The organism is Neptuniibacter sp. QD29_5, from assembly GCF_047778125.1.
In the GTDB taxonomy this organism is placed as follows: Bacteria; Pseudomonadota; Gammaproteobacteria; order Pseudomonadales; family Balneatricaceae; genus Neptuniibacter.
On the sequence record NZ_CP180556.1, the window covers coordinates 1,789,731 to 1,815,983 of the forward strand.

At 44.8% G+C, this 26,253-nt stretch carries 27 protein-coding genes; 16 read left to right on the plus strand and 11 right to left on the minus strand.

The annotated features are described in order from the left end of the window. Positions 1-15 precede the first annotated feature (15 nt). Positions 16-228, minus strand: coding sequence for a hypothetical protein (locus ACMXYR_RS08330; RefSeq protein WP_415881312.1), 213 nt, complete (start codon positions 226-228; stop codon positions 16-18). A 161-nt stretch (positions 229-389) separates the two neighbouring features. Between ACMXYR_RS08330 and purB the strand changes: the two genes are divergently transcribed. The 6 genes from purB (at position 390) to ACMXYR_RS08360 (ending at position 5,300) form a co-directional block, all read left to right on the plus strand. Continuing rightward, a complete protein-coding gene (gene purB / locus ACMXYR_RS08335; RefSeq protein ID WP_415901188.1) occupies positions 390-1,754 on the plus strand; it encodes an adenylosuccinate lyase in 1,365 nt (454 codons plus the stop codon). Between the two features lie 72 nt (positions 1,755-1,826). Then, positions 1,827-2,663: an alpha/beta fold hydrolase gene (locus ACMXYR_RS08340; RefSeq protein WP_415901189.1), complete on the plus strand. Its 837-nt coding sequence runs from the start codon at positions 1,827-1,829 to the stop codon at positions 2,661-2,663. A 12-nt stretch (positions 2,664-2,675) separates the two neighbouring features. Beyond that, positions 2,676-3,401, plus strand: a complete 726-nt coding sequence (locus ACMXYR_RS08345; RefSeq protein WP_415901190.1) for an RNA methyltransferase — start codon at positions 2,676-2,678, stop codon at positions 3,399-3,401. 33 nt (positions 3,402-3,434) lie between these two features. Beyond that, positions 3,435-3,683 carry a hypothetical protein gene (locus tag ACMXYR_RS08350; protein WP_415901191.1) on the plus strand — a complete coding sequence of 83 codons (249 nt, stop codon included), beginning with the start codon at positions 3,435-3,437 and terminating at the stop codon, positions 3,681-3,683. Further along, the gene (locus ACMXYR_RS08355; RefSeq protein ID WP_415901192.1) at positions 3,683-4,834 is read left to right on the plus strand and encodes a JmjC domain-containing protein; all 1,152 of its coding nucleotides are present in this window, start codon (positions 3,683-3,685) and stop codon (positions 4,832-4,834) included. The genes ACMXYR_RS08350 and ACMXYR_RS08355 overlap by 1 nt, the downstream gene beginning before the upstream one ends. A gap of 124 nt (positions 4,835-4,958) precedes the next feature. After that, positions 4,959-5,300 (plus strand): hypothetical protein, encoded by a 342-nt coding sequence (locus ACMXYR_RS08360; RefSeq protein ID WP_415901193.1) that lies wholly within the window; start codon positions 4,959-4,961, stop codon positions 5,298-5,300. 20 nt (positions 5,301-5,320) lie between these two features. On the opposite strand, the gene ACMXYR_RS08365 is transcribed toward ACMXYR_RS08360, so the two are convergent. Both ACMXYR_RS08365 and ACMXYR_RS08370 read right to left on the minus strand, forming a co-directional pair. Next, complete coding sequence (locus ACMXYR_RS08365; RefSeq protein ID WP_415901194.1) at positions 5,321-6,088, minus strand: hypothetical protein; 768 nt, start codon at positions 6,086-6,088, stop codon at positions 5,321-5,323. Positions 6,089-6,176: 88 nt separating this feature from the next. After that, a complete protein-coding gene (locus ACMXYR_RS08370; protein WP_415881320.1) occupies positions 6,177-6,503 on the minus strand; it encodes a hypothetical protein in 327 nt (108 codons plus the stop codon). 180 nt (positions 6,504-6,683) lie between these two features. Between ACMXYR_RS08370 and ACMXYR_RS08375 the strand changes: the two genes are divergently transcribed. Next, positions 6,684-7,931 carry a DEAD/DEAH box helicase gene (locus ACMXYR_RS08375; protein ID WP_415901195.1) on the plus strand — a complete coding sequence of 416 codons (1,248 nt, stop codon included), beginning with the start codon at positions 6,684-6,686 and terminating at the stop codon, positions 7,929-7,931. 61 nt (positions 7,932-7,992) lie between these two features. Here ACMXYR_RS08375 and ACMXYR_RS08380 read toward each other — a convergent pair whose 3' ends face one another. The 6 genes from ACMXYR_RS08380 to ACMXYR_RS08405 form a co-directional block, all read right to left on the minus strand. Next, positions 7,993-8,187, minus strand: coding sequence for a hypothetical protein (locus ACMXYR_RS08380; protein ID WP_415901196.1), 195 nt, complete (start codon positions 8,185-8,187; stop codon positions 7,993-7,995). A 156-nt stretch (positions 8,188-8,343) separates the two neighbouring features. Continuing rightward, positions 8,344-9,594 carry a bifunctional molybdopterin-guanine dinucleotide biosynthesis adaptor protein MobB/molybdopterin molybdotransferase MoeA gene (locus ACMXYR_RS08385; protein ID WP_415901197.1) on the minus strand — a complete coding sequence of 417 codons (1,251 nt, stop codon included), beginning with the start codon at positions 9,592-9,594 and terminating at the stop codon, positions 8,344-8,346. Between the two features lie 11 nt (positions 9,595-9,605). After that, a complete protein-coding gene (gene mobA / locus ACMXYR_RS08390; RefSeq protein ID WP_415901198.1) occupies positions 9,606-10,691 on the minus strand; it encodes a molybdenum cofactor guanylyltransferase MobA in 1,086 nt (361 codons plus the stop codon). Next, positions 10,684-11,361 (minus strand): energy-coupling factor ABC transporter ATP-binding protein, encoded by a 678-nt coding sequence (locus ACMXYR_RS08395; RefSeq protein ID WP_415901199.1) that lies wholly within the window; start codon positions 11,359-11,361, stop codon positions 10,684-10,686. Before ACMXYR_RS08395 ends, mobA begins: the two co-directional genes overlap by 8 nt. A 21-nt stretch (positions 11,362-11,382) precedes the next feature. Then, positions 11,383-12,084, minus strand: coding sequence for an ABC transporter permease (locus ACMXYR_RS08400; RefSeq protein ID WP_415901200.1), 702 nt, complete (start codon positions 12,082-12,084; stop codon positions 11,383-11,385). Between the two features lie 77 nt (positions 12,085-12,161). Then, positions 12,162-12,989 (minus strand): substrate-binding domain-containing protein, encoded by an 828-nt coding sequence (locus tag ACMXYR_RS08405; RefSeq protein ID WP_415901201.1) that lies wholly within the window; start codon positions 12,987-12,989, stop codon positions 12,162-12,164. Positions 12,990-13,346: 357 nt separating this feature from the next. Here ACMXYR_RS08405 and ACMXYR_RS08410 point away from each other — a divergent pair, with 357 nt between their 5' ends. Both ACMXYR_RS08410 and ACMXYR_RS08415 read left to right on the plus strand, forming a co-directional pair. Beyond that, a complete protein-coding gene (locus ACMXYR_RS08410; RefSeq protein ID WP_415901202.1) occupies positions 13,347-14,732 on the plus strand; it encodes a sigma-54-dependent transcriptional regulator in 1,386 nt (461 codons plus the stop codon). Further along, a complete protein-coding gene (locus ACMXYR_RS08415) occupies positions 14,729-16,855 on the plus strand; it encodes a cache domain-containing protein (RefSeq protein WP_415901203.1) in 2,127 nt (708 codons plus the stop codon). Before ACMXYR_RS08410 ends, ACMXYR_RS08415 begins: the two co-directional genes overlap by 4 nt. Here ACMXYR_RS08415 and ACMXYR_RS08420 read toward each other — a convergent pair. Both ACMXYR_RS08420 and fdhD read right to left on the minus strand, forming a co-directional pair. Further along, positions 16,852-17,760 carry a substrate-binding domain-containing protein gene (locus ACMXYR_RS08420; RefSeq protein WP_415901204.1) on the minus strand — a complete coding sequence of 303 codons (909 nt, stop codon included), beginning with the start codon at positions 17,758-17,760 and terminating at the stop codon, positions 16,852-16,854. The two genes, ACMXYR_RS08415 and ACMXYR_RS08420, sit on opposite strands and share 4 nt — an antisense overlap. 1 nt (position 17,761) lies before the next feature. Further along, positions 17,762-18,616 carry a formate dehydrogenase accessory sulfurtransferase FdhD gene (gene fdhD, locus ACMXYR_RS08425; protein WP_415901205.1) on the minus strand — a complete coding sequence of 285 codons (855 nt, stop codon included), beginning with the start codon at positions 18,614-18,616 and terminating at the stop codon, positions 17,762-17,764. Positions 18,617-18,942: 326 nt separating this feature from the next. Between fdhD and ACMXYR_RS08430 the strand changes: the two genes are divergently transcribed. The 7 genes from ACMXYR_RS08430 to fdh3B all read left to right on the plus strand — a co-directional run bounded on the left by ACMXYR_RS08430 (position 18,943) and on the right by fdh3B (position 26,231). Then, complete coding sequence (locus tag ACMXYR_RS08430; RefSeq protein ID WP_415881333.1) at positions 18,943-19,386, plus strand: DUF3305 domain-containing protein; 444 nt, start codon at positions 18,943-18,945, stop codon at positions 19,384-19,386. Further along, entirely contained in the window at positions 19,376-19,894 is a 519-nt protein-coding gene (locus tag ACMXYR_RS08435; RefSeq protein WP_415901206.1) for a DUF3306 domain-containing protein, read from the plus strand. Before ACMXYR_RS08430 ends, ACMXYR_RS08435 begins: the two co-directional genes overlap by 11 nt. Positions 19,895-20,158: 264 nt before the next feature. Beyond that, positions 20,159-21,829, plus strand: coding sequence for a 4Fe-4S binding protein (locus tag ACMXYR_RS08440; RefSeq protein WP_415901207.1), 1,671 nt, complete (start codon positions 20,159-20,161; stop codon positions 21,827-21,829). A gap of 10 nt (positions 21,830-21,839) precedes the next feature. Further along, positions 21,840-22,472, plus strand: a complete 633-nt coding sequence (locus tag ACMXYR_RS08445; RefSeq protein WP_415881336.1) for a TorD/DmsD family molecular chaperone — start codon at positions 21,840-21,842, stop codon at positions 22,470-22,472. Between the two features lie 51 nt (positions 22,473-22,523). Then, on the plus strand, positions 22,524-22,727 hold the full coding sequence (locus ACMXYR_RS08450) for a twin-arginine translocation pathway signal (protein ID WP_415901208.1): 204 nt from the start codon (positions 22,524-22,526) through the stop codon (positions 22,725-22,727). A gap of 20 nt (positions 22,728-22,747) precedes the next feature. Then, positions 22,748-25,612 carry a molybdopterin-dependent oxidoreductase gene (locus ACMXYR_RS08455; protein WP_415888004.1) on the plus strand — a complete coding sequence of 955 codons (2,865 nt, stop codon included), beginning with the start codon at positions 22,748-22,750 and terminating at the stop codon, positions 25,610-25,612. Positions 25,613-25,625: 13 nt separating this feature from the next. After that, positions 25,626-26,231 (plus strand): formate dehydrogenase FDH3 subunit beta, encoded by a 606-nt coding sequence (gene fdh3B, locus ACMXYR_RS08460; protein WP_415881339.1) that lies wholly within the window; start codon positions 25,626-25,628, stop codon positions 26,229-26,231. The last annotated feature ends 22 nt before the right edge of the window (positions 26,232-26,253 follow it).

Below are 26,253 nucleotides of genomic sequence, written 5' to 3' on the forward strand. Positions count from 1 at the left end.
ATATCGATTACAAAGTTACGCGTGACGAACCGATAACTCATTTGCATCATGACTTCGAAGCATAGCTTCGATATCACTCTCCGCAGCGTCAGCTATCAATACTTTGACCATATTGCAGCTTTTATCTATGAATACTTGCTCTCTTGGCACTCCATTAGCCATTAGGTCATCAAATACCAGTTTGGTTTGGTCGCTGGACCCAAAGGAGCCGGTAACAGACATAGTCATATAACTACCCTCCTCAATTTCAGCTAAATTTAGCTATATTATGTAGCGACAATTTAAGCTTAGAACTTGGGCCGCCCTTTATCCATATACCCCTACGAAAAGTCACTCGACTCAGGTATAATGCGCGCCTTCTTTTTAACCTAAAAGGTAGAGATCGATTCATGGAGCTTTCTGCACTGACAGCCGTTTCTCCGGTTGATGGCCGCTATGGCAGCAAAACAGCTGACCTGCGTGATGTTTTTAGTGAATATGGCCTGATTCGCTTCCGCGTTGAAGTTGAAGTTCGTTGGTTACAAAAACTAGCTGCGCATCCACAAATCACTGAAGTTCCAGCGTTAAGCTCTGAAGCTGATGCTCTGCTGAACTCGATCGTTGATAACTTCGGTCCTGAAGACGCTCAGGCTGTTAAAACGATCGAACGTACTACCAACCACGACGTAAAAGCGGTTGAGTACTTCATTAAAGACAAATTCAAAGATAACGCTGAGCTAATGGCGATCAATGAATTTGTTCACTTTGCCTGCACATCTGAAGACATCAACAACCTTTCTCACGCACTGATGCTGAAAAACGGCCTTGATGTTGTCGTTCCACAGATGCAGCAAGTAACTGACGAAATCGCTAAGATGGGTCGTGAATTTGCAGAGCAGCCAATGCTTTCACGTACTCACGGTCAGACGGCTTCTCCAACAACTGTTGGTAAAGAGATGGCGAATGTTGCTTACCGTATGCAGCGTCAGATTAAACAGCTTAAGAATGTTGAGCTTCTAGGCAAGATCAACGGTGCGGTTGGTAACTACAACGCTCACCTATCTGCTTACGCTGACATCGACTGGGAACAGAACGCTAAAGACTTCGTTGAAAGCCTTGGCCTATCTTTCAACCCATACACAACTCAGATCGAGCCACACGACTACATCGCTGAGCTTTTCGATGCAGTTGCTCGTTTCAACACGATTCTAATCGACTTCGATCGTGACGTATGGGGCTACATTTCTCAGGCTTACTTCAAGCAGAAAACGATTGCTGGCGAAGTTGGCTCATCTACTATGCCGCATAAAGTTAACCCAATTGACTTCGAAAACTCCGAAGGTAACTTGGGCATTGCGAACGCAATCATGAGCCACCTAGCGCAGAAACTACCGATTTCTCGCTGGCAGCGTGACCTAACTGACTCTACTGTTCTACGTAACATGGGCGTTGGTTTCGGTTACAGCTTAATCGCATACCAGTCTAGCCTGAAAGGCATCAGCAAGCTTGAGCTAAACCCAGCTCAGCTGAACGAAGATCTAGAAAATGCTTGGGAAGTTCTAGCAGAACCTATCCAAACAGTAATGCGTCGTTACGCTATCGAAGAGCCTTACGAGAAGCTAAAAGCGCTAACTCGCGGCCAGGACATGAGCAAAGAAACAATCCTAGCGTTTGTTGATACTTTGGACATGCCAGAAGAAGCTAAGCAGTCTCTTAAAGAACTGACTCCTCATAGCTACATCGGTAACGCTGTTGATCAAGCTAAAAAGATCTAAGCTGATCTAAATAATCAGTTGCATGAAACGGGGCTATAGCCCCGTTTTTTATATAAGGCACAAATTACCCTCATGGAACACTTCACACGACCAGACGGCACTGAGATCCATTACATCTCTCTTGGTGAAGGAGAAACCACCCTAGTTTTTCTTCACGGTTGGACGGCAAGTGTTCGTGAATGGCTCCCTTTTGCTTCTGAGCTTGCAGAAAACCACCGCGTGGTAAGCTGGGATGCACGTGGCCATGGTGCTCACCAATATCATGAAGAGAGCAATATTAGCTTGCCTGCGATGGCAGATGACCTAGAAGCCATGCTCGATCACCTTCAGATAGAAGACGCAGTCCTCGTTGGTCACTCAATGGGGGCACTGACTTCGTGGGAATACTTACGTCGACATGGTGATAAGCGCCTCCGCGGGCTTTGCATTGTCGACCAATCACCTAAGTTAGTTACTGACGATGAATGGCAGCATGGTGTATACAGTGATTTCAGTAAAGAAGTTAACAGCGCCTTTATTCACCGACTGGCCGATAATTTCGCCGAGGCAGTACTTGAACTGATTGCCTTTGGTAAGAATCAACGTTCCAGAGAAAATTACGAACAAAATTCCCGCGGTTTCCAGCAGATGCGCGAATATCTGCAGAAACAACCAGGTGAACTGCTAACCCGATGCTGGGATAGCATTACCCAGCAGGATTACCGAGACGTTGTATCTAGTATTAAACTACCTACCCTGCTGATCTACGGCGATGAAAGCCAGTTTTATAGCACAGAGCTACAACAGTGGGTTAATAAGAGTATCGAGGGCTCGGAATTGCATATTTATGAGCAATCCGATCACTCTCCACATTTATGGCATAAAGAGCGATTCATATATGATCTGAATCGTTTTATAGATTCATTGTGAGAACCATTAAAGATGTTATCTAACGTTCGAGTTGTACTGATCAATACATTCCACCCCGGCAACATTGGCGCAGCTGCACGCGCCATGAAAAACATGGGGCTAAGCAAACTCTATCTGGTTGAACCAGAAGATTACCCGAGCGCTGAAGCCGATTCTCGCGCTGCTGGCGCAAAAGACCTACTAGATAGCGCTATTGTCGTTAATACGCTTGAAGAAGCGATTGGTGATTGCCAACTAGTGATTGGTACGAGCGCGCGCACTAAACGCACCTTCGACCGCCCTCTTTTAGATGCGCGCAAAGGCGCGGAACGTGTAGTAGCTGAATCTAAATCAGGCGAAGTTGCTATTGTATTTGGTCGTGAAACTATGGGCCTTCATAACCATGAATTAGCGCAATGTAACTACCATGTTTACATCCCTGCTAACCCTGAGTATCCGGTGCTCAACGTATCTCAAGCAATCCAGCTACTTTGCTACGAGATCTTTATGGCAGCGGAAAACAAAAGCTATGACGAAATCGAAAGCGAATACCCTCGCCATAAAGAGATGGCCCTGTTCTACGAGCACCTAGAGAAAGTGCTACGTTTGACCGATTTCATCATCCCTCAGCATGAGGGTAAAGTACTGGAAAAATTACACCGTTACTTCAATCGCTCACGCCCTGAGAGAACTGAGCTTAATATGCTTCGCGGCATTCTAACTTCAATTGAAGAAACGGTCGAAAAACTAAAAAAATAACTACAAAGATATAACTTACGACAAGGCCAAAAGATGGAAGAGAATTTACAAGCACTACTAAAACAAGCTGATGAGCTTCGCGACAACATCGAAAAGATGCACCAAGAGTCTAAAACGGTTGGTTATAACGCTGCCGGCATTCGCGAATGTGTTACAACCCTACAGAAAGGCATCAAGAAAGTTGGTAACAATAAGCTTGCTGCTCTAGCCAATCGTGACAAGCGTAAAGTTTACGCTGAAATGGAAGAAGCAATCGAACAGCTTATGGAGTTAATTGACTAGTGAAATCCCCGTTTGGTGACATCAGCATTGAAACATTTTTAGCTGAATACTGGCAGAAGAAGCCTTTACTTATTCGCAACGCCTTTCCTGATTTTGAGCCTCCTGTTACGGCAGACGAGTTAGCCGGCATGGCACTAGAGGAAGACGTAGAATCGCGTCTGATTACACAGTCACCGGACGGCAAAGATTGGTCTTTGAAACACGGCCCTCTACAGGAAGAAACTTTCGCTGAACTCCCGGACTCGCACTGGACCCTACTTGTGCAATCGGTCGATCACTGGATCCCAGAAGCAAACGAGCTACTTGAGCATTTCCGTTTTGTACCAAATTGGCGTCTCGACGATCTTATGATCAGCTATGCAGCTGACGGTGGTGGCGTAGGCCCACATTACGATAATTACGATGTCTTTCTTATCCAAGCTTCAGGGACTCGACGCTGGGAAGTTGGCGGCATCTATGGTGAAGATTCACCACGTCGCCCAGACGTACCAGTAATGATTCTGCCTGAATGGGAATCAGAGCATGTATGGGATCTTCAGCCTGGTGATATGCTTTATGTACCACCACGCGTTGGTCATAACGGCTTTGCTATTGGCGATGACTGCATGACCTATTCTGTAGGCTTTAGAGCACCTTCTCATCAAGAGATGATGTCTGGCTTTACCGATTATCTATCTGATATTACAAAAGCAGAAGACCGCTATAGCGACTCAGATCTTGCTCTACAAGCAAACCCAGGTGAAATTACAGATGACGCACTGGAACGCGTAAAATCAGCACTGAAGGAATACATCGACAGCCCTGAGCTACTAACTCACTGGTTTGGCCAGTTTATGACCGAACCAAAGAATCCTGAGCACGGTGCTGATCAAGTCTGCGAAATGGACGAGGAAGAGATCGCCGAGCTATTAGAAGCCGGAATACCACTTTGTCGCAGTGAGGGCTCTCGCTTTGCTTTTAACCGACTAGACGATCATTTTATTTTGTTCGTTGATGGCAAAGGCTGCGCATGCTCAGAAGGACAAGTAACGCTGGCCGAAAGTCTTTGCGCCAATCTGTATCACGATCAGATAGAATCCACAGAAGAAAATCTACAACTATTGAAGGCACTACTTCTTCAAGGTTCTGTCTATTTTCTAGACGAAGAATAGGCAAGCCAATCTATAGCTCTTTAAAACCGTTTAAAGAGCTATACCTTTCCCCTATCGCTAATCACAACAAGCGATTACACTTACCCAATCCTCAAATTACGCTTTAGCCGACCAAGGCATTGTTATGACCGACCAAGATCAAGCCACTGTCGAAAAAACACTAGAATCTAGACCAACGCTTGAGTCTGAGATCAATTCAGCCCGGATTAACGCCTTAGAACTAAAGTTAGAAACACTCTCGCTAATTACAGAATCTCTATGGAATATTGTTCAAGAGAGCGATATTGAATGTAGCGCAGACTTAAAAGAAAAGATGGCAGATGTAATAGACCATCGAGCAAAGCGGGATTCTATCAAAGTCACTTGCAAAGTTTGTAACAGCGAGCAAAAAGCTAGTGCTTCTTACTGCAATCATTGCGGGAATAAGCTCGATTATTCTGGTGAAATTTCACCTTTTGATTACTAAGCAAAGTTTCGATGGTAAACCTATTTAGCTCTCCAATCATCCAAACCATAATGGCTCATCACCTGCGAAATACCATCTCCGCGCTTTAAGATGGCCATTTTTTCATCAAAGACCTCCATCATTTTCTTAACATCATCTTGCATATTAATTTGCGGTGAAAATGCCATATAGATATTTGCTTCTTGTACACAACCTGCACTTTTAAACCTATACCACTTACCCGCGTTTTTTAACGTATAAACAGTGCTGTTGTATGTAAACAAGAAAGCATGAATCCGATTACGTAGCACTTTTTTAGCTTGCTGGACTATGTGGCGCTCATTGTAAGGCAAATACTGAAACTGCTCAGGATGAAGTAACGCGTAATCATTTAATTCTTCAATAGATGTGTCTGTAGATAAGCCAAACTGTTTGTTCTTCAGGCTATGCATATTCTCGTACTGCCACTGCTTTTCTCTATCAGTAAAAAAGCACATCCGCTGTGTACCCACTTCATTAATCGGGTAAAGAAGATCCGGCGCCTCAGGCTTAGCTGGAGATAGAACAGCATGGACACGCCCCTGTTGAGTCATCGATAAGGCTCGACTCCAGGGATATATACGAATATCTATTTCATACTGCGTATTACTATAGATCTGCTTAACCAGATCGATAATATAACCCGGCTTGTCAGCTTCAGGGCAAATCTGCGGGCACCAATCAATGGCTGCGATATTGATAACCTGCTTCTCTGCAAAACTGGAATGAGGTAACAAAAAACAAGCAATGAGAAAAAGATAGGAACGCATGCATATACCTAAACTCTTTAAGGGTGAACCCTAGTGAGCTTAAGTATAGCAAGCAGATCTAAAAGATTAGCGAAAGGAAAGTTAGGTATTAGCGACCAAAATACTGATCAATAATATCTGGAAGCTCATCAAAAGCTTCCATTTCGAAACTATCGATCTGTTGATCGAAGTGACTTAAGTAACGCTTAGCATGATCACGGCTTAACGCCCTACCAAGTATGGCATAATCAATTTCAGGAAGTGTTTTATCATGACGCGGCTCAACCTGCCATGTGATATAAGCTGGCGCGGATCTTTGTAATTTTAAACCTGCTTGAATGCAAAATTTATCAACATGACTCAACCCTTCAGGACCTAAACAACCTGGTTCGATACGGAAGATTACTGTCAGTTTTTTACTATCTTCGAACGCCATTTCTCTTCTCTATTCAATCAGTTATAAGCACTACCTTGTTTATGAGTCTACTATAATTCATCAAACAAGCGTTTGCCTACTTTAGTACTTAACATAGTATGATCTGTGTCACGCGACTATGACTAATTAGACTAAATTGCTTTATAATTGCCGCTTTTTGCAAGTCTCTTGAGGGGCAATATGAAATTTTCATCGCTAGACCTATCACCTGAGTTACAACAAGCTCTGGATGAATGCGGCTATACAGACATGACCCCAATTCAAGAGCAAGCAATTGTGCCCGGCCGCCGCGGCAAAGATCTGCTTGCCAATGCCCAAACAGGTACAGGTAAAACAGCAGCCTTTTCCATCCCAATTCTGCAGAAAATTTCCGATAATCCGCGCGACTTAGCAGAGCGACAGATTCGCTCAATTATCCTGACGCCTACCCGCGAACTAGCACAGCAGCTTGCAGAAACGATTGGCCGCTATAATAAACACCTGAATCTTCGTGTCTTAGCCGTTTATGGTGGCGTTAACCTAGACACCCAGAAGAAGAAATTGCGTCACGGTGCAGACGTACTGATTGCCACACCAGGCCGCTTAATCGAACACCTTAGTGGCAGCAATGTCGATCTAAGCAAAACTGAATTTGCTGTACTCGATGAAGCCGACCGCATGCTAGACATGGGCTTTGTTACGGATGTACTGACTATCCTGGAAGCAACACCGTCTTCTAAACAAACCCTGCTCTTCTCTGCCACACTATCCGATGCGGTTCATAAACTTTCCAGAAAGATTCAAAAGAAGCCCGATCAGATCAAAGCAGCGAGACAGAACTCAATTGCAGACACAGTTGATCATGTTGTTTACCCAGTAGAAGAGAAGCGTAAAGCAGATCTTTTTGCGGAGCTTATACAGGAAGAAAATTGGTTCCAAGTATTGGTATTCACCAGCACCAAGGCACAAGCTAACGAGCTGATGCTTGACCTTAAAGTCGACGGTATTGAAGCTGTTATTTGCCATGGCGATAAGAGCCAAGGCGCTCGCCGCAGAGCTGTTGCAGACTTTAAAGCGGGTAAAATCCAAGTACTCGTTGCAACCGAAATTGCCGCTCGCGGCTTAGATATTCAAGGATTAGAGCACGTTGTAAATTATAATCTTCCCTACCTGGCTGAAGACTATGTACACCGTGTGGGTCGAACAGGCCGAGCAGGCACTCAAGGCAAAGCTATATCTTTCGTCAGCCGAGAGGAAGAAAGCGCATTAGACAGTATTGAGCGCCTTATTGGCACACCAATTAAACGCATATTCCGCAAAGGCTACGAGGTGGGCAGTCGTGAAGGTCTGAGAAAGCGCATTCACAAGAAAGGCCCTAAGAAGAAGCACAATAAAGCAACGCGCACCCAAGTTATTGGCCGCAAGTCTTCTGCAAAGAAAAAGCGCTAGCCAAATATGCTAAATCCAATAAAAAAGGAGCTTATATAAGCTCCTTTTTTATGCAAACAACTTAGAAACTCGGCATATTCATATCGAAATCACGCTTTAAAGAGCGCTGTTCCATATAATTATCAGAGCCCTGCTTCTTGCGCTTTCCTTTCGCTACCTTCCTACGTTGATGATCCGCGTATTGACCACCCATATAGTCTTCTTCCATTTCATCCTGCTCTAATGGCAAATTAGCCAATCGAAGTTTGCTACTCATCTATCAGTCCTAATTCATTACTAACAGCCCGTTACGAGCTTGATTAAGTTAGTTAATGAAACCTTATTTTTATGACCAAACAATGAAAGCGATATGACAAATTCAGGTACAAAAAAGTGCCTGAATCAGCCCTTATTTAAAAAATCGAAAAGCTCTTCAGATTAGATCTGAGAATGGCTGAATTATGACCTTTTGCCCGGTCTCAATACTCGCAAATTCATCAGAGATTTCGATTAAACAATTTGCAGAAACCATAGAGGTCAAAATCCCAGACCCTTGGCTACCTGTGGACCTAACAACCAATTCGCCATTGTCATTAATTGAATAAACACCACGGCTGTAATCAGTCCTACCCGGCCTAGATCGAAGAGAAGTCTCAGCAATTGCCACCATACGTCTTGGTTGCCAATTTATCTCCCCCGCCATTTTACGCAGCGCAGGCTGCACAAACTGCGTAAACGTTACCATCACCGCAACAGGGTTACCCGGCAGTCCGAAAAACGGCGTATTGCCCAGCTTGCCGAAAGCTAATGGACGACCTGGACGCATCGCTATGCGCCAGAAATTGATTTCACCTACAGCAGCCAACGCATCTTTAATAAAGTCGGCCTGCCCCATAGATACACCACCAGAAGAGATCACCATATCGGCTTCATTGGATGCCTTTCGTAAGACCTCCTCCATTACCTGCTGCGAATCTTCGATAATGCCATAATCAATGACCTCGCAGCCTAAACGCTGCAAGAGCCCAGTGAGAGAAAAGCGATTTGTATCGTAAATGCAGTTTTCGGGTAGAGGCTGACCTTGTGCTGTAACTTCATCGCCCGTCGAAAAGATGGCAACCTTTAAAGATCGATAAACTGTTACTTCGGTATGACCTAGTGAAGCAATTAAACCCAACTCTTGAGGACGCAAAAGACAACCTGCCTTAAGCGCCGCCTCTCCTTCAGCGATGTCCTCACCTGCCTCTCGGACATTCTGCCCTTTTTTGACCGGCCCCACGAAAGTTAATTGCTCACCCTCTCGCGCACATGCTTCTTTTATAATGACGCTGTCAGCCCCTTGAGGGACAGGCGCACCCGTCATGATTTCTACTGCCTGATTAAAACCAACCTCACCCGAGAAAGCCTCACCCGCAAACACACGACCAATGACATCTAAGGATTCACCAGATACACAATCAGCTGCTACAGCATAACCGTCCATTGCAGAGTTTCGTTGTTGAGGAACATTAATACCAGAAACTATATCTACAGCCAAAATGCGATTAACCGCCTCGGAGACAGCTACAGTTTCAGTGCTGCTTTTAACATCAATTTGATTGAGTATGGTCTGAATACTTTCAGTAACAGGTAACATACCACCCGGATTAGCAGCCGGATCAAAACAACTCAACACTTCGCTCATCAATCAATTACCTAGCTGATGTACTCTTTAATAAAACGCAGAATTTCGTCTGTGTCATTAATGTTAAACAACGGTAGTTCACGATGTAATTGTAATGGCTCATCCGAAGCCACCGCAATTATGTTTTCATCTTCAAGGTACATTAGGCCTTTATTGATCTCTGTACGGTGCAATTCAATCTTTGGAAAAGACTCCTGCTTAAAACCTTCGACCAAAACTAGATCCAATAAAGAATGGTCCATACGGCTTAGCATGTGGTTTAAAGAGGGTCGATCACCCTGATCCTGCTCAACCATTAAGGCCCAGCGCTTACCAGAGCTAATCAACATCTGATCAGCGCCCGCTTTTCTCAGCTCATAGCTATCTTTACCAGGGTGATCAACATCGAATTTATGGTGAGCATGCTTGATCACGCCAACACGAATACCGTCTTCTTTAAGAGCCGGGATCAGCTTTTTCAGTAACGTGGTTTTACCTGTACCACTCCAAGCCGCAAAACCAAGCAATTTAGGCATCTGTTGAAGATCATCAAGATCATCACGACGGTTAACATTGGTAAAAGCTTCTGGAAAATCAGAGAAATCGACTTCCGTGCAGTTATGCTGAGCATACCAACGATCAATTTTGCGCTCGCCTGAAGCTAATGCTTTTTGGACGCTCTCAAGTAGATCGCGATGAATTAAAGCAACAACCGGCTGCATACGCTTACCATCTGTTGCTACAGCAATTTCGGCCTTCTGTTCACGCGCTTGAAGCAACATGCGACGAACTAAGACTGGAGGAAGAAACGGCCCATCACATGGAGCAAACAATACCCAATCAGTGGCAGCATGATGGAGACCAGTAGCAATACCCATCAGAGGCCCTTGAAAATCACCTTCAAGATCAGAAATAACCGGCAAACCCAATGTGCCATAAGCATCCATACTACGATTTGCGTTGATCATGCAGCGAGCTACTTGCGGCTGCACGACATCTAAAACATGCTTAATTAGTGGCTTACCATTTAGCTCCATCCAGCCTTTATCTACGCCCCCCATTCGGCGAGCCATACCACCAGCAAGAATGACGGCAGTTACTTGATCAGGGTTATGCATATTGATTAGCCTCATTTAATTGAGCTGTTTCTTTTATAGAACCATTTTCTAACAATAAGTTGCGCTGACAAAGCTCAGTCACGCAATTACTTTGATGACTGGAAACCATTACAGCCGTACCGCCATCAACCATCTCTTTAACTAATTCAGCAACGGTTTCTACCGATTTCCGATCTAGATTAGCTGTTGGCTCGTCAAGAAATAGTAAACCAGGATTTAAAACCCACGCACGAGCAAGCGCCAAACGTTGTTTTTCACCGCCCGACAACGAATGCGCCTGTTGTTCAGCCAAAGACTCTAAGCGAGACCAAGCTAATCCTTTATCGACTAGCATTTTGATTTTTTGCCTAGATTCACCACGAAGACGTAAGCCATAAGCAATGTTATCTTTCACTGTGCCAGCGAAGATGTAAGGTGTTTGGTGCAGATAAACGACCTTAGGATGCAATTTAGTATTCAGAAAGCTACGTTTATTCGGCGTTACCGTAACCGTGCCTTCACAAGGCTTATCTAAGCCTGCCAAGATTTTCATCAACGTTGTTTTACCGGCACCGTTATCACCACTCAGATGAAAACTTTCACCTTCTTTCAACGTCAATTTATCAATATTAAATAACTCTCGTTGGTCAAAACGTTTTACCAGATTGCTAGCATTTAATTCGATACTCATTACATCCTCACAATCAAGCCGCTAAACAGCCTGACCTTTGCCCCGCACTGATGCCAAGGTAAAATTCAAAAACAGAGCCAGCACCAACAAAACCAAACCAAGCGCCACGCCCTGAGCGAACATCCCTTTACTCGTTTCCAGCGCAATCGCTGTAGGAATGTTTCGCGTATAACCCATAATGTTGCCACCGACCATCATCGAACAGCCAACTTCTGAGATAATTCGACCAAAACCTGCTACCACGACGGCAAGTAAAGCGAATCTTGCTTCACGCATAATCGTGATAATTGAAAAAGTGTAACCTGCACCTAATGTTCGCGCAGTTTCCCAAGCCCTTCTATCAACGGCTTGAAAAGCAGAATGACTCATACAAACCAAAAGCGGAAACGCCAGCATAACCTGACCAATAATCATGGCAGGCTGGGTAAACAACAGATGAAGATCCCCAAATGGCCCGCTACGGGACAGCATAAGATATAGAGTGAGACCTACCACTACTGTAGGTACTGCCATTAGCGCATTAAAAAGGGCAATTACAATTGAACGCCCTTTAAAGTCACACATCGCCAATAAAAAACCCACTAAAATAGCGGGTATCGTTGCTATAGCGATCGCTGTAATTGAAACTCGAAAAGAAACACCAATGATATTCCAGAGATCTGCATCCAAACTAAACAATAACTGCAGAGCCAACATGGATGTTTCTAAAAGATTATCTTGCATTATTTACTACTACATCAGGAAAAAGAGCCTGTGAAAGCAATCAGTTAGCCTACACAGGCGACATACTAAATAATAGTTTACTTAGTAGCTACTTCTGCTTGTGCAGAACCATGAAACAAAGCTTTACCTTTGATACGGAAATCATTGATCATCTTTTGACCTTCAGAAGATACGAACCAGTTAGAAAGTTGTTCAGCACCTTTAACATTCAAACCATTGTGTAGTTTTGGGTTAACCTGAATGATCTGATATGGGTTGAACAAACGTTTGTCACCCTGAACCAAAAGCTTCAGCTGTAGGCGATCTTCATACGCTAACCATGTACCACGGTCAGTCATTGTATAACCATTAAGCTCATCAGCGATCTGAAGCACTTTACCCATGCCCTGACCTACTTCTTTATAGTTAGCAAACTCTTTTCCTTGAGTAGTTGCCGCCCATAGAGAAAGCTCTTTTTTGTGTGTACCTGAATCGTCACCACGAGAGATAAAATCTGCATTAGCTTTTGCGATAGCCGCTAAAGCATCTGCAACATTACTAGAATCTTTGATTTTTGCTGGATCAGTTGCAGGGCCAACGATAACGAAATCGTTGTACATAACGCTTTTAGGGCTAACACCAAAACCGCCATCCACGAATTTTTGTTCAGCTTTAGGTGCGTGAGTCATAACCACATCAACATCACCTGCCACACCCATACGCAACGCCTTACCTGTGCCTACAGCAATTACCTGAACTTTAGCGTCATGCTGCTTTTCAAATACAGGTAACAACTTATCTAGCAAACCAGAATTATACGTACTTGTTGTCGTTGCAAGACGGATAATTTGCTCTTCAGCAACCGCTGTAACTGAAGTTGCTGCCAAAATAGTTGTGGAGAGGGCTGCCGCGATCCACTTTTTCATCTCTTCATTCCTTATTTATTAATTATGATTTATCCAGTACACGCGCCACACACACCCTGTGCAGGCAATTTTAGCGTGCCTGACACCCAAAAGAGCAATTTAAATGCCAAAGATATAGGGCAACTTACTTTTTAGACTTTAATACATAATTATTCGCACCAAAACAGGTCGTTTTGATTAATAATTCAGCAATTCTTAGACTACTTGCGAAAAAATGAAACAATAGTCTTATCACCCTTTCCAGATTTATGAGTCATAATGACCACACAAAGCATTGACTGGGACAAAATGTCCAATAGAATTGGATTCCTTTCCCAAGCATTACCATCACGGTCATTTTTCGAGATTTGAGCTGAAATGAATTCACCTCTGCAAGGCACGCAAGCACCCGCTGTATCAGTATTGGTTGTTGATGATGAAGTTGGCATGAGAAGCTTTTTACACAAAGCTCTCGCTAAACGATTCGCCTTAGTAGAAACGGCAGGGAGCGTTGAAGAAGCAGAAGAACTTAGAAAACGCTGCCACTTTGACCTTCTTATCGTTGATATAAAGCTTCCAGGCCGCTCAGGCATGGAATGGCATGAAGCCTTCGAAGATACCAATCGCAGCAGCGATATCATTTTTATGACCGCCTACGCTGATCTAGATACAGCCATTCAGGCACTTAGAGCCGGTGCTTCTGATTTTATTCTCAAACCATTCCGCCTTGAGCAGATGATGAATGCTGTAGATCGCTGCCTCGACAAACGCGCCATGGAAAGAGCTAACTTCGTTTTGCGACGTGAAGTTGATAACGCTTTCCCTATGACCGATATGATTGGCACAGGACCAGCAATTAAGCAGGTATTAGACGTCATACATCGTGTGGCTAACACGCCTTCTGCAGTATTAATTGAAGGTGAGACAGGAACAGGTAAAGAGCTTGCTGCACGCATGCTTCATCAACTAAGCAATCGAAGCGGTCCATTTGTACCGGTTAACTGCGGCGCCATTGCGCCTGATCTATTAGAAGCCGAACTATTTGGACACACCAAAGGCGCATTCACTGGCGCAAACAAAGCTCGTGAAGGTCTGTTTAATTTTGCCAGCGGCGGCACCCTATTCCTTGACGAAGTTGGTGAAATCCCGCTGCTTATGCAAGCTAAGCTTCTTCGTGCCTTAGAACAAAAAGCCGTTAGGCCTGTAGGTAGCGAGCAAGAAACCAGCGTTGATGTACGCATCATTGCAGCAACCAACCGCCTACTTAAAGAAGAAGTAGCTGAAAATCGCTTCCGCGAAGATCTCTATTACCGCCTGAACGTACTCAGTATTACCCTTCCTCCATTACGGGACCGTCGAGAGGATCTTCCAGATCTGATCCATCATTTTTCAGTAAAGTTGTCGCGTGAACTAGGCCTATCACCTATCCCATTTACCCATGACGACCTTAAAGCCATGCAGTCTTATAACTGGTCGGGAAATATTCGTGAACTGAAAAACTTGATAGAACGCTGCATTCTCTTAGGCAAGCTCCCTGCAGATTACTTCAAAGAGCAAGACAGCAGCGAACCTAAAGCTTGTGGCAGCTTCGCTGGCTGGTCATTAGATGAAGTTGAAAAACACCATATACTGCTAACTTTAGAACAACATTCTGGCAACAAGTCCTCTACAGCACGGGAGCTTGGTGTATCCAGAAAAACTCTAGATCGTAAATTATCTGCTTGGGCACAACAAGACGAAACGGTTGATGAGATCCCTGCATGAAATCCAGTTGGTATAATTTCAGCAGCACCCTAAGACATAAACTTCTACTATTAACCCTTCTACCTTTGCTGTTAACCGCCATTGGCTTTGCCATTATGGCGGCCTATTGGACTACCAGCTATACCGACCGCCAGCTCTACATGAAGGTTAGCGCTGACCTCTCAGTGGCCAGCGGAACACTTAATTTTATGCAACAAGAACATCAAAATATTTTGATGCAGCTCGGTAATAGCTACGAATTCAGAACTAACCTTCAGCAAAATAACCGTCACGCTTTGCAAGGACAGCTACATGAAATCCGCCAAAGCCGCTCCTTAGATTTCTTAAGATTCATCGATGCCGTAGAACTGTCATCAACTCAAGAACCATCTTTACAAAATCTATATAAAAGATTGTTATTAAAAGAAAACCTAACCGGCCTCGCTGTTATACACAAAGATGAACTAGACCAAATTAATATGGGCCTTGGCGATAAAGGCCACATCAATTTGATTGACACCCCGCGCGCTATCCCAAGCAATAGAACAGTTGAAGACCGCTCAATGGTGCTCCGCGCACTCGTACCCATTACAGATGATTTTGGTCATCTAATCGGCGTATTAGATTCTGGCACCATCCTTAATAACACCACCGATGCTGTAGATACCATTCGCGATCTAGTTTACGGCGAAGGCACTTTGCCAGAAGGTGGAATTGGAACCGTTACCCTTTTTCTTGATGACGTACGTATCAGCACTAACGTTCCCCAAGAAAGAAAGTCATTCAAATCCTCTACCCCGCTTACCCTAAAACAACGCGCAATCGGAACACGGGTATCTGCGGAAGTTAGGAAAGAAGTTTTACGCAAAGGTGACACTTGGATAAATAGAGCCTTTGTAGTAAACGATTGGTATATCTCAGCCTATAAACCCCTACTCGATTTCAACAATAAGAAAATAGGGATGATTTATGCAGGCTTTACAGAGGCTCCTTTTACAAAGATCTATTATAAAACACTGATCGAATCAGCATCCCTGATCGCACTCATCATGCTTGTTTCAGCCGTGCTCGTATTCAAAAAGACTCAACTTATTATCCGCCCACTGAATAAAATCCATAAAGTTGTAACAGACATTCGTAACGGTGAAACAGACCACCGTATTGGTCAACTTGAAGCCGCCGATGAATTGGTTGAGCTCGCTGAACAGTTCGATGTCATGCTTGATCTAATTGAAGAGCGCGAAAAACAGATCAGGCAAGCAAATGACCAGCTAGAGATAACAGTTGAAAAAAGAACACGCTCATTAAAAAATCGTACGGATGCGCTCAAGCAGCATATCAAACTACTTAAAAGCACCCGAAAGCAGCTTCTTGATAAAGAAAAGCTGGCTGTATTGGGTGAGCTTACTGCAGGTATTGCTCACGAGATTAACAACCCAGCAGCGGTAATTCTTGGAAATATGGATCTACTGGTAGCGGAGCTTGGCGACGCTGTAAAGCCAGCGCAGGATGAAGTTGACATGGTTATTGAACAGGTTTATAGAATCCGCTCTCTGATTAACAACTTACTTCAGTACAGCCGCCCTGGACAATACCTAGAACAATACGAGCACTTACAACTCAACAGCATTAGCGATGACACTTTACAACTCGTTTCCCATGCCCTTGAAAAACAACAAGTGGTCGTAGAGCGAAACTATCATGCAACCTGCCCTGTTGAAGTTAACTGCCAGCAAGTACAGCAAGTTCTAGTCAACCTAATACTCAACGCTTCCCACGCATTAGAAGGCCCGGGTGCAGTAACCATTCAAACAGATGATTGGATTGAAGATGGCGAAACGAAAGGCGCTACAATTAGTGTTATTGACCAGGGCAAAGGCATATCCGAAGAACATCTAGAACGTATATTTGATCCATTCTTTACTACCAAGAAAAGCGGAACAGGATTAGGCCTTTCTGTGAGCTACGGCATTATCCGCCGCCATGGCGGTGATATCACTGTACGCTCTGAAGAAGAGCTTGGAACTATGTTTAAAGTCCATCTACTAAAAACCGCCAACCCTACTGGAGATGGCGGAGTAGAAGGCATTCTGGATGGCCTTGCAGCTGCAGAAAGAACCAACAGACGTTCGATGAACGCTTAACCTGGATCAGAACTCCAAATCAAACGACCACAACGACTCAAATCATACCCCTGAAGGCGCTGAGCCAAGGAAAGCCCCTCAGGGCTCTGAAGGAATTCAAAAAGGTTTTGCAGTAAGTTACGGAAATAAACATTTCGCGGAACAACTAGGTCAAAGCTTTCATCACATACAGGAATAAAACCAAGACCAAACTCTCTTGCCGCACTCAATGTACCTGGACCTATGTCAGCTTCACCCTTTGCAATTAAAGACGCTACTTCTCGTTCCGAGAAAGCTACACTTCCTACAGTAAGTTGATCCTGCGGGAAAGCATGACCAGCCAACCATTCATTCAAAAATCGCTGCGAACCAGCTCCTTCTTGACGAGTCACCCAACGAGTACTGTAATCCAGCGCCTCATTTGGGTCTTGCATACGCTCAAGGTCCATCGGTCGAACAATCAAACCTTGGCTTCGATTAAAGAGGTGGACCAAAATCCAATGCTTTGATTGCGAGAATTGCTGTAACAGCGCAGGATGACGCACATCACTCTCCTCTGCACGCCCCCAATGAATCGCACAAGCATCAGCATGTCCCTGAGCTAGCAATTCCAAACCAAGCTTTGTACCCGTTACTGTGTAACTAAATAACGCTTTAGTTCTAAGATGTTGCGTCAATCTATTAGCAGTAGCCTGCAATAACGGATCATCGCTACCAGATAGCAGCAAACGATCAGCCATCATGCCGCTATGACAACTCTCCAACAACCAGCGATCTACCAGTGACTTGGGGAACAACCATTTACCAGTCAGTTTAGTTGCAGGAATCTCACCCTCAGCAGCCATTGCATACACTTTCTTCTCGTTCAGGTGCAAATAATCAGCCAACTGCTTAACATTCATAAACGCTTGAGACATATCACTCATCTTATGCCTCCGTTCTTGCTTGCTTAACAGAATTTTGCTTAGGCGGTAACTGCACATCTCTGATCAATGATGCATTACCACTAAACTGTAGAAAATGCTTACCTTTGGCTCGAGCCAACATCGTGATACCCAACTCTCTGGCCAACTCTAAACCCATCTGGGTTACACCTGAGCGAGACAGCAATACAGGAATCCCCATCTGCGCAACTTTAATAACCATCTCAGATGTTAAGCGCCCCGTTGTGTAGAAAATCTTATTATCGGTATCTATTCCTTGAAGCCACATACGCCCAGCAAGTGTATCGACTGCATTGTGACGACCAACATCTTCAATAAAAGAAACCACTTGGTCACCTTCGCAGATAGCACAACCATGTACTGCACCCGCGTTCTTATAGGTATCGTTATGCTTATTAAGGTTATCTAACAGCGCATAAACAGTACTTTGCTTAATCGTTACTTCAGGTAATCTAACCTCCTCAAGCTTTTCCATTACGCTGCCAAACATCGTGCCTTGACCACAACCACTAGTCACTGTGCGCTGCTGAAGCTTTTCCTCCAAGCCTTCAGGTTCGCCATGGGTTACAACGGCTGCTGCTTCAACACCCCAATCTACCTGTATTGCTTTAAGATCAGATAGAGAATGTATAAAGCCCTGATTTCGAAGATAACCAAGGACTAACGCTTCAGGATCACCACCCAAAGTCATTAAGGTAACAATCTCTCTTTTATTTAGATAAATCGTTAATGGGCGTTCACAGGCAATTTGAACCTGTCGAACATGTCCTTGTTCGTCGATCGCCTCTACTTCGTGAGTAAGCTGCGCAGATGCATTACTTATTATGATTTCTGACACGTTTTGCATATTCCAACTCTATTAATACAGCGTCACGCCATCTTCTTCGTAACTTTCTCTCCTTAGTAGCAATTTACGTTCCTACCTTGCGATAACCTTATATTTTCTACCAATTAATACATTTAACTCTGCTTCCAGTAAGTACTAGGTCATTATTAGTGGGTCATTTTGTCCCAACTCTTTAGAAACATGGGAATAATTGTCATAGCATTTGCGCATTAAGCACCTCTAAGCCCACCTATTCACGCTCAACAGCTATTAAATAAAGAGATGGCCCGTAGTTTGCAGAACTACAAAGGAGAATTCCCCACGACGGAAGACAAAAAATGTCTGCAACAAAAACAACAGATAACTGGCCACTTCAAGTTTCTCTTTCAGTTGAAAGCATTGAAGTTAACGGCTGGGATACAGAACGCTGGCAGATAGATGCCATTGAGCCTCATCAAGACGATAAGCCTGACTTCTTCCACCTTGATTTAGATCTTCACAAAGATGAACGAACAGCCTATCGCTTTAACTTAGACTCTCAGCAACCACACCTCTTTGTCTTATGCAATGAAGACGAGATGGACAACGCATTAACGCCAATCCACATAACAGCTAGCCAAGACGACGCTGCTTCTTTTATGGATGGCGAACATAAGATGTTAGAAGTTGCGATGCCGCAGGCCGTTCAATGCTGGATAGACACCTACCTAGGCATACACGGTGAACTAATCGATTGCGGTAAAAAGAAGAAAAAAGGCAAGGGACGTAGCAGTGAGCGATAACCAATCATTTTTTTCTCGCTGGTCACAACGTAAAGCTGAGCAGCAAGCTGAGCCAATAGAAGAATCTCAAACAGAAGCCTCTCTTTCAGAGGAAACTGTTGATACCGAAGAGTTACCACCTCTAACCGATGAAGATATGCCAGATATTGAATCACTGGATAACGATTCCAATTTCGAGCAGTTTTTTTCACCTGGTGTATCAGAAGAACTTCGTAATCTCGCCCTAAGAAAACTATTCAGATTACCTGAGTTCAACATTCGTGATGGCCTTAACGATTACGATGAAGATTTCAGCAAAATGCCTGCACTTACCCAAGAAGTTGTTTCTAAACTTCGAAGTTGGGCCGATGAAAAAATCGAGGAAGCCGAAGAAGGATTTAAAGAAGGCGTTAGCGGCGAGACCGAAGAAGATCAAGAGAGTATCAGCGATACGACCAAGGTCGAAAGCCACGACTTTAGTGATCTAGACGATTCTGATGACTTAGGCGATGCCGATCTTGAATGCTAATTTTTTCAGCAACTTAGGACAAAGAGTCGGAATGACTCAACCCTTTTTGACTCATAGAGACACTTTGTCCCACCCCGACCTAAGAAAAACAAAAACGACAGACCTAAATGCGCTTTAGGGGAATTTTTACAGCCAAAAACTGGTTCTCCGATTGCTTTATATAAACAACAAATTGTGACGAAAAACCTAAACGTTTGAGTCGCCCCTGAAATAGAGACTAAAGCATCGACAGAATGCACCCTATTTCAGTCAGTGAGGTAGAGAATGACGACAGAGCAGAGTGTAAACGCCAAAGCACGTGATTTGGCGATAAAACAAGTATCTTTTCCGCAGAACCTAGCGCCTGCGACAGTAACTTACAGCACCTACGGTCACCTATTGATTACGGGTGCCGAGGACACTATTCGTTTAGCTGCAGCACAACTGTCCGGCATGGCAAGCATCACTCTTCTTGCTACCGACCCAATTAGCAATACTGATACTGATCACCTACAACGCGCAATTGACGCATCGCCTGAGCTTAAAGTTCACACTGCGAAACTTAGCCAGATCAAAGGTTTCCTAGGTCAGTTTCAAGTTACTATCGATCATCAGGGTAATAACGAAAATTTCGCAAAGATTGCTCAGAATAAAAACTGCTTTGATCTGATTTTAAATTTAGGCCAAGAGTCTCTATTCACCACAGATCTAACGCCTGCAGGCTACTTCCACGTTTCACCTGAAAGCAGCACATTTTCTGAAGTCATCGAAGAGCTACCGAACTACATTGGTGAATTTGAAAAGCCTCGTTACTTCCAAATTAATAACGACATCTGCGCACACAGTAATCGCGGTCAAACGGGCTGTACTCGCTGTTTGGATGTTTGCCCTGCGGATGCTATTACCTCTTTTAAAGATTTAATCGAGATCAATCCTCATATGTGCCATGGTGCTGGTGGTTGTGCTACAGCCTGCCCTACAGGAGCGATCTCTTACGCATTACCTCAACCGGTGATGCTGCATAATTATTTGCACCGATTGATTTCTACTTATCAGAATAACGGCGGCACAGCACCAACGATTCTAATCCATGATCATGAAGTTGGCGCTGAGATCATTGCCAACCAACCAGAACTTCTTTCTGACAATGTTCTACCTGTTTCACTAGAAGAAGTGGCAGCAGCAGGACAGGAAAGCTGGTTAGTTAGTTTAGCCTCTGGTGCACAGCAAGTATTACTGCTAGATACACCTAATGTCCCTGATATGGTTCGCGATCTGCTTAAACGTGAATTAAAAACAACCCACGCTATGCTTGAAGGGTTAGGCTACTCTACTGAGCAGATTAAACTAATCACACAAGATGATCTGCCTAACGCCCAAGCTGCTTCGTCTTACCGCACCATCCCAACTATTTCAGTTGTAACTGAGACAAATAAACGTGAAGCATTATTCGTTGCTCTAGAGCATTTAACTGAGCATGGCGAAACTGCAAATCAAGATTCTATTGCCTTGCCGGCGGGCGCTCCTTTCGGTCAGGTCAACGTAAACAGCTCGAGCTGTACTTTGTGCCTGTCTTGCGTTGCCGTCTGTCCCACCCAATCTCTGACTGATGGCGGAGAAATGCCGGCCCTTAATTTCCGTGAACAAAGCTGCGTGCAATGCGGCATGTGCGAAAGCGCATGTCCTGAAAATGCAATTGAGCTTGTTACACAGCTAAATCTGAAAGCTGAACGCGCAATCCCCGTTCAGATCCATACAGACGAAGCATTTGAATGCATCTCTTGCGGTAAGCCATTTGCGCCTAAACGCACTGTTGACAAGATGATCGAGAAATTGAGCTCACATCGATTCTTCCAAGGCGATGCCATTCAACGATTAAAGATGTGTGAAGACTGTCGTGTAAATGACATCTACACCGATCTGACCGCTAACCCTGAAAAGCAACTAGAACTGTAAGGAGCAGGATATGACTAACATGATCAATGCAGCCCCTGCTCTACAAGAAACAGATGAGCTTCGCGCAGACATTTACGCACTACTAGCAACAATGCTACGCAAACAGCCTGAAGCTGACCTACTTGCTTGGTTAAAAGAGCTTGAATCAGATCAAGATGAAGACACACCAATGGCTCGTGCATGGAGCACTCTTGCTCTTGCTGCAAAGCACTCTGAGCCATCTCAATTAGAAGATGAATACACCCAACTTTTCATCGGTGTAGGACGTGGTGAGTTAATGCCATTTGCGTGCTGGTACTTAACCGGCTCCCTAATGGAAAAGCCACTTGCCTTCCTACGTGAAGATCTCGAAATTCTTGGTTTTGAACGCCAAGAAAACGTAAAAGAACCAGAAGACCACATTGCGGCGCTATGCGAAGTAATGAGCATGCTGATCCGTACGGGTCGTGGTTATGAAGTACAACACCAGTTTTGGCAGAAACATATCCAAACCTGGGCAGAAAAGTTTTTTACAGATTTGCAGAGCGCAAAAACTGCCGTTTTTTATACTGCGGTTGGCTTGTTAGGTCATGCGTTTATGCAACAGGAAGATAACTGGTACCTGCAGTTGTCCCCTGCCGCACGTGAGGGCGGAAAACAATAAAAACAGGGCAAAGACAGACAAAATCTGTCGACGTTGATGCGGAGAAACAAAATGAGCCAGCAAGAAAAGCCTAACACAGGCCGCCGCGGCTTCTTGAAGAAACTTGGATTAGCGGGTACTGCCGCTGGTGCAGTTGCCGTAGCAGGCACAGCGCAAGCAAAAGTTACTACTGCTGAATCAGGTGAGAAACAGGAAGGTTCCGGTTACAAAGAAACTGAGCACGTTCGTAGCTTTTACGAAACTTGTCGTAACTGATAGCCGCAAGAGGTGAGGAAATGAGACTAACGAAAAAATCCGATCAGCCTGCGGCTCCGTCGAAGGCAACCGGTCTAGGTTTGAGCCGCCGTCGCTTCCTGAAGAACTCAGGTGTAGCAGCAGGTGGTGTTGCGACTGCAGGTATCATGGCACCAGGCATGATGAAGCAAGCTGAAGCTGCAACTGTAGCTCCAGGCGCACCTACAGAAGTAAAACGTACTATCTGTTCACACTGCTCTGTAGGTTGCGGTGTTTACGCTGAAGTACAAAACGGTGTTTGGACTGGTCAAGAGCCAGCATTCGACCACCCATTCAACGCAGGTGCGCACTGTGCTAAAGGTGCTGCGCTACGTGAACACGGTCACGGTGACCGTCGTTTGAAATACCCAATGAAGCTTGTTGATGGCAAATGGAAGAAACTGTCCTGGGAAGACGCTATCAACGAAGTTGGTGACAAAATGCTACAGGTTCGTAAAGAATCTGGCCCAGATTCAGTTTACTGGTTGGGTTCTGCTAAATTCAGCAACGAACAAGCTTACCTATTCCGTAAATACGCAGCGTTCTGGGGTACTAACAACGTAGACCACCAAGCGCGTATCTGTCACTCAACAACTGTAGCCGGTGTAGCAAACACTTGGGGTTACGGTGCGATGACAAACTCATTCAACGATATCCACTTCGCAAAATCTATTTTGCTAATTGGTTCTAACCCAGCTGAAGCACACCCTGTTTCTCTACAGCACATTTTCCGTGCCAAAGAGCGTAACAAGGCGCACATCATCTGTGTTGACCCTCGTTTCACTCGTACAGCAGCTCATGCGAACGAATACATCCGCATTCGCCCAGGCTCTGACGTAGCGTTCATCTGGGGTCTACTGTGGCACATCTTTGAAAACGGCTGGGAAGACAAGCAGTTTATCCAACAGCGCGTATACGGCATGGACGAAGTTCGTGCAGAAGTGAAAAACTGGACACCAGAAGAAGTTGAAAGTGTTACTGGTGTTAAAGAAGCACAAATGCGCCGCGCTGCTAAAGAGCTAGCTGAAAACCGTCCAGGTACCGTTATCTGGTGTATGGGTGGTACTCAGCATACTACGGGTAATAACAATACTCGTGCTTACTGCATCTTAATGCTTGCCCTAGGTAACATGGGTACATCCGGTGGCGGTACTAACATCTTCCGTGGCCATGATAACGTACAGGGTGCTACTGACCTTGGCGTACTATCTCACACCCTACCTGGTTACTACGGTCTTTCTGACGGTGCTTGGAAGCACTGGTCAAAAGTATGGGACGTAGATTTCGAGTGGATGCAAAGCCGCTTCGACCAGAAAGTTCATCGTAAACTGAAGCCTATTAACAACAAAGGTATTCCAGTTTCTCGTTGGATTGACGGTGTTCTAGAAGACAAAAACTTGATGGATCAGAACGATAACGTTCGCGTTATGGTTGCTTGGGGTCACGCTGTGAACTCCCAGACTCGTGGTCCAGAAATGAAAAAAGCGATCGAAAAACTAGATACACTAGTAATCGTTGATCCGTACCCAACTCATGCTGCGGTAATGTCCGATCGTAAAGACGGCGTTTACCTAATCCCAGCATGTACTCAGTTCGAGACTTACGGTTCTGTTACAGCTTCTAACCGTTCTCTACAGTGGCGTGACCAGGTTATCGAGCCTTTATTCGAATCTAAGCCTGACCACGAAATCATGTACTTGTTCGCTAAGAAGTTCGGTTTCGAGAAGCAACTGTTCAAAAACATCGCTATCCAAAACGGCCAGCCTGTAGTTGAAGACATCACGCGTGAATTTAACAAAGGCATGTGGACTATCGGTTACACAGGCCAAAGCCCTGAGCGTCTTAAACTACACCAGAAAAACTGGCACACGTTTAACTACGACACGCTTGCAGGTGAAGGCGGTCCAGCTAATGGCGAATACTATGGTATGCCATGGCCATGCTGGGGTACTGCTGAGCAGGGTCACCCAGGCACACCAATCCTTTACGATACAAGCAAATCTGTAGCTGAAGGTGGTTTGACCTTCCGTGCACGCTTCGGTGTTGAACGTGACGGCGTTAACCTACTAGCTGAAGGCTCTTTCGGTAAAGGTTCTGACATTAAAGATGGTTACCCAGAATTCACTGACAAACTTCTTAAGAAGCTTGGCTGGTGGGACGACCTTACTGCCGAAGAGAAGAAACTGGCTGAAGGCAAAAACTGGAAAACCGACCTTTCTGGTGGTATCCAGCGTGTTGCTATCGCTCACGGCTGCTCTCCATTCGGTAACGCGAAAGCACGTGCTGTTGTTTGGACATTCCCTGACAAAGTACCTCTACACCGTGAACCGCTATACACGAATCGTCGTGATCTAGTAAGCAAGTACCCAACTTGGGATGATTCTGAGTCAATGTACCGTCTACCGACTATGTACAAGTCTATTCAGGACAAAGATCTTTCTAAAGAGTACCCAATCATTCTTACTTCCGGTCGTCTGGTTGAGTACGAAGGTGGTGGTGAAGAGACTCGTTCTAACCCATGGCTTGCTGAGCTACAACAAGACATGTTCGTTGAAGTACACCCTGCTGATGCAAATACTCTTGGCTTTAAAGATGGCGAAGACGTATGGGTAGAAGGTGCTGAAGGCGGTAAAGTACTTGTTAAAGCACTTGTTACGCGCCGTGTAGAACAAGGCGTTGCATTCATGCCGTTCCACTTCGGTGGTAAATTCCAGGGTAAAGATCTAACTGATAAGTACCCAGAAGGTGCAGCACCATACGTAACTGGTGAAGCAGCTAACACTGCCACTACTTACGGTTATGACCCAGTTACACAGATGCAGGAAACTAAGGTTACCTTGTGTCGCGTTCAGAAAGCTACTGCGTAAGGAGTAACAGACAATGGCTAGAATGAAATTCCTCTGTGACTCCAAGCGTTGTATCGAATGCAACGGCTGTGTTACAGCATGTAAAAACGCAAACGAAGTGGAATGGGGTATCAACCGTCGCCGCGTTGTAACAATCAACGATGGCGAGCCGGGTGAAACTTCGATCTCCGTAGCATGTATGCATTGTTCTGATGCTCCATGTATGGCGGTCTGCCCTACTGACTGTTTCTATCAGACAGACGACGGCATCGTATTGCATAACAAAGACCTATGTATTGGTTGTGGTTACTGCTTATACGCTTGCCCATTTGGTGCACCACAGTTCCCTAGCGACGCTGCTTTCGGTGAGCGTGGCAAGATGGACAAATGTACATTCTGTGCAGGCGGCCCAGAAGAGGACAACAGCCCTGAAGAGAAAGCTAAGTACGGTGCTAACCGTATTGCTGAGGGTAAACTGCCACTATGTGCAGAGATGTGTTCTACAAAAGCCCTACTTGCTGGTGATGCCAACGACGTTTCTGACATCTTCCGTGAGCGTGTGATCTACCGTGGTCATAACGACGGTGCTTGGTCAATGACAGAAGAAGATCTGTCTTACGACGCAACTCAGAAAGTCTGATAAACCCAACAGGTTGCCGGGA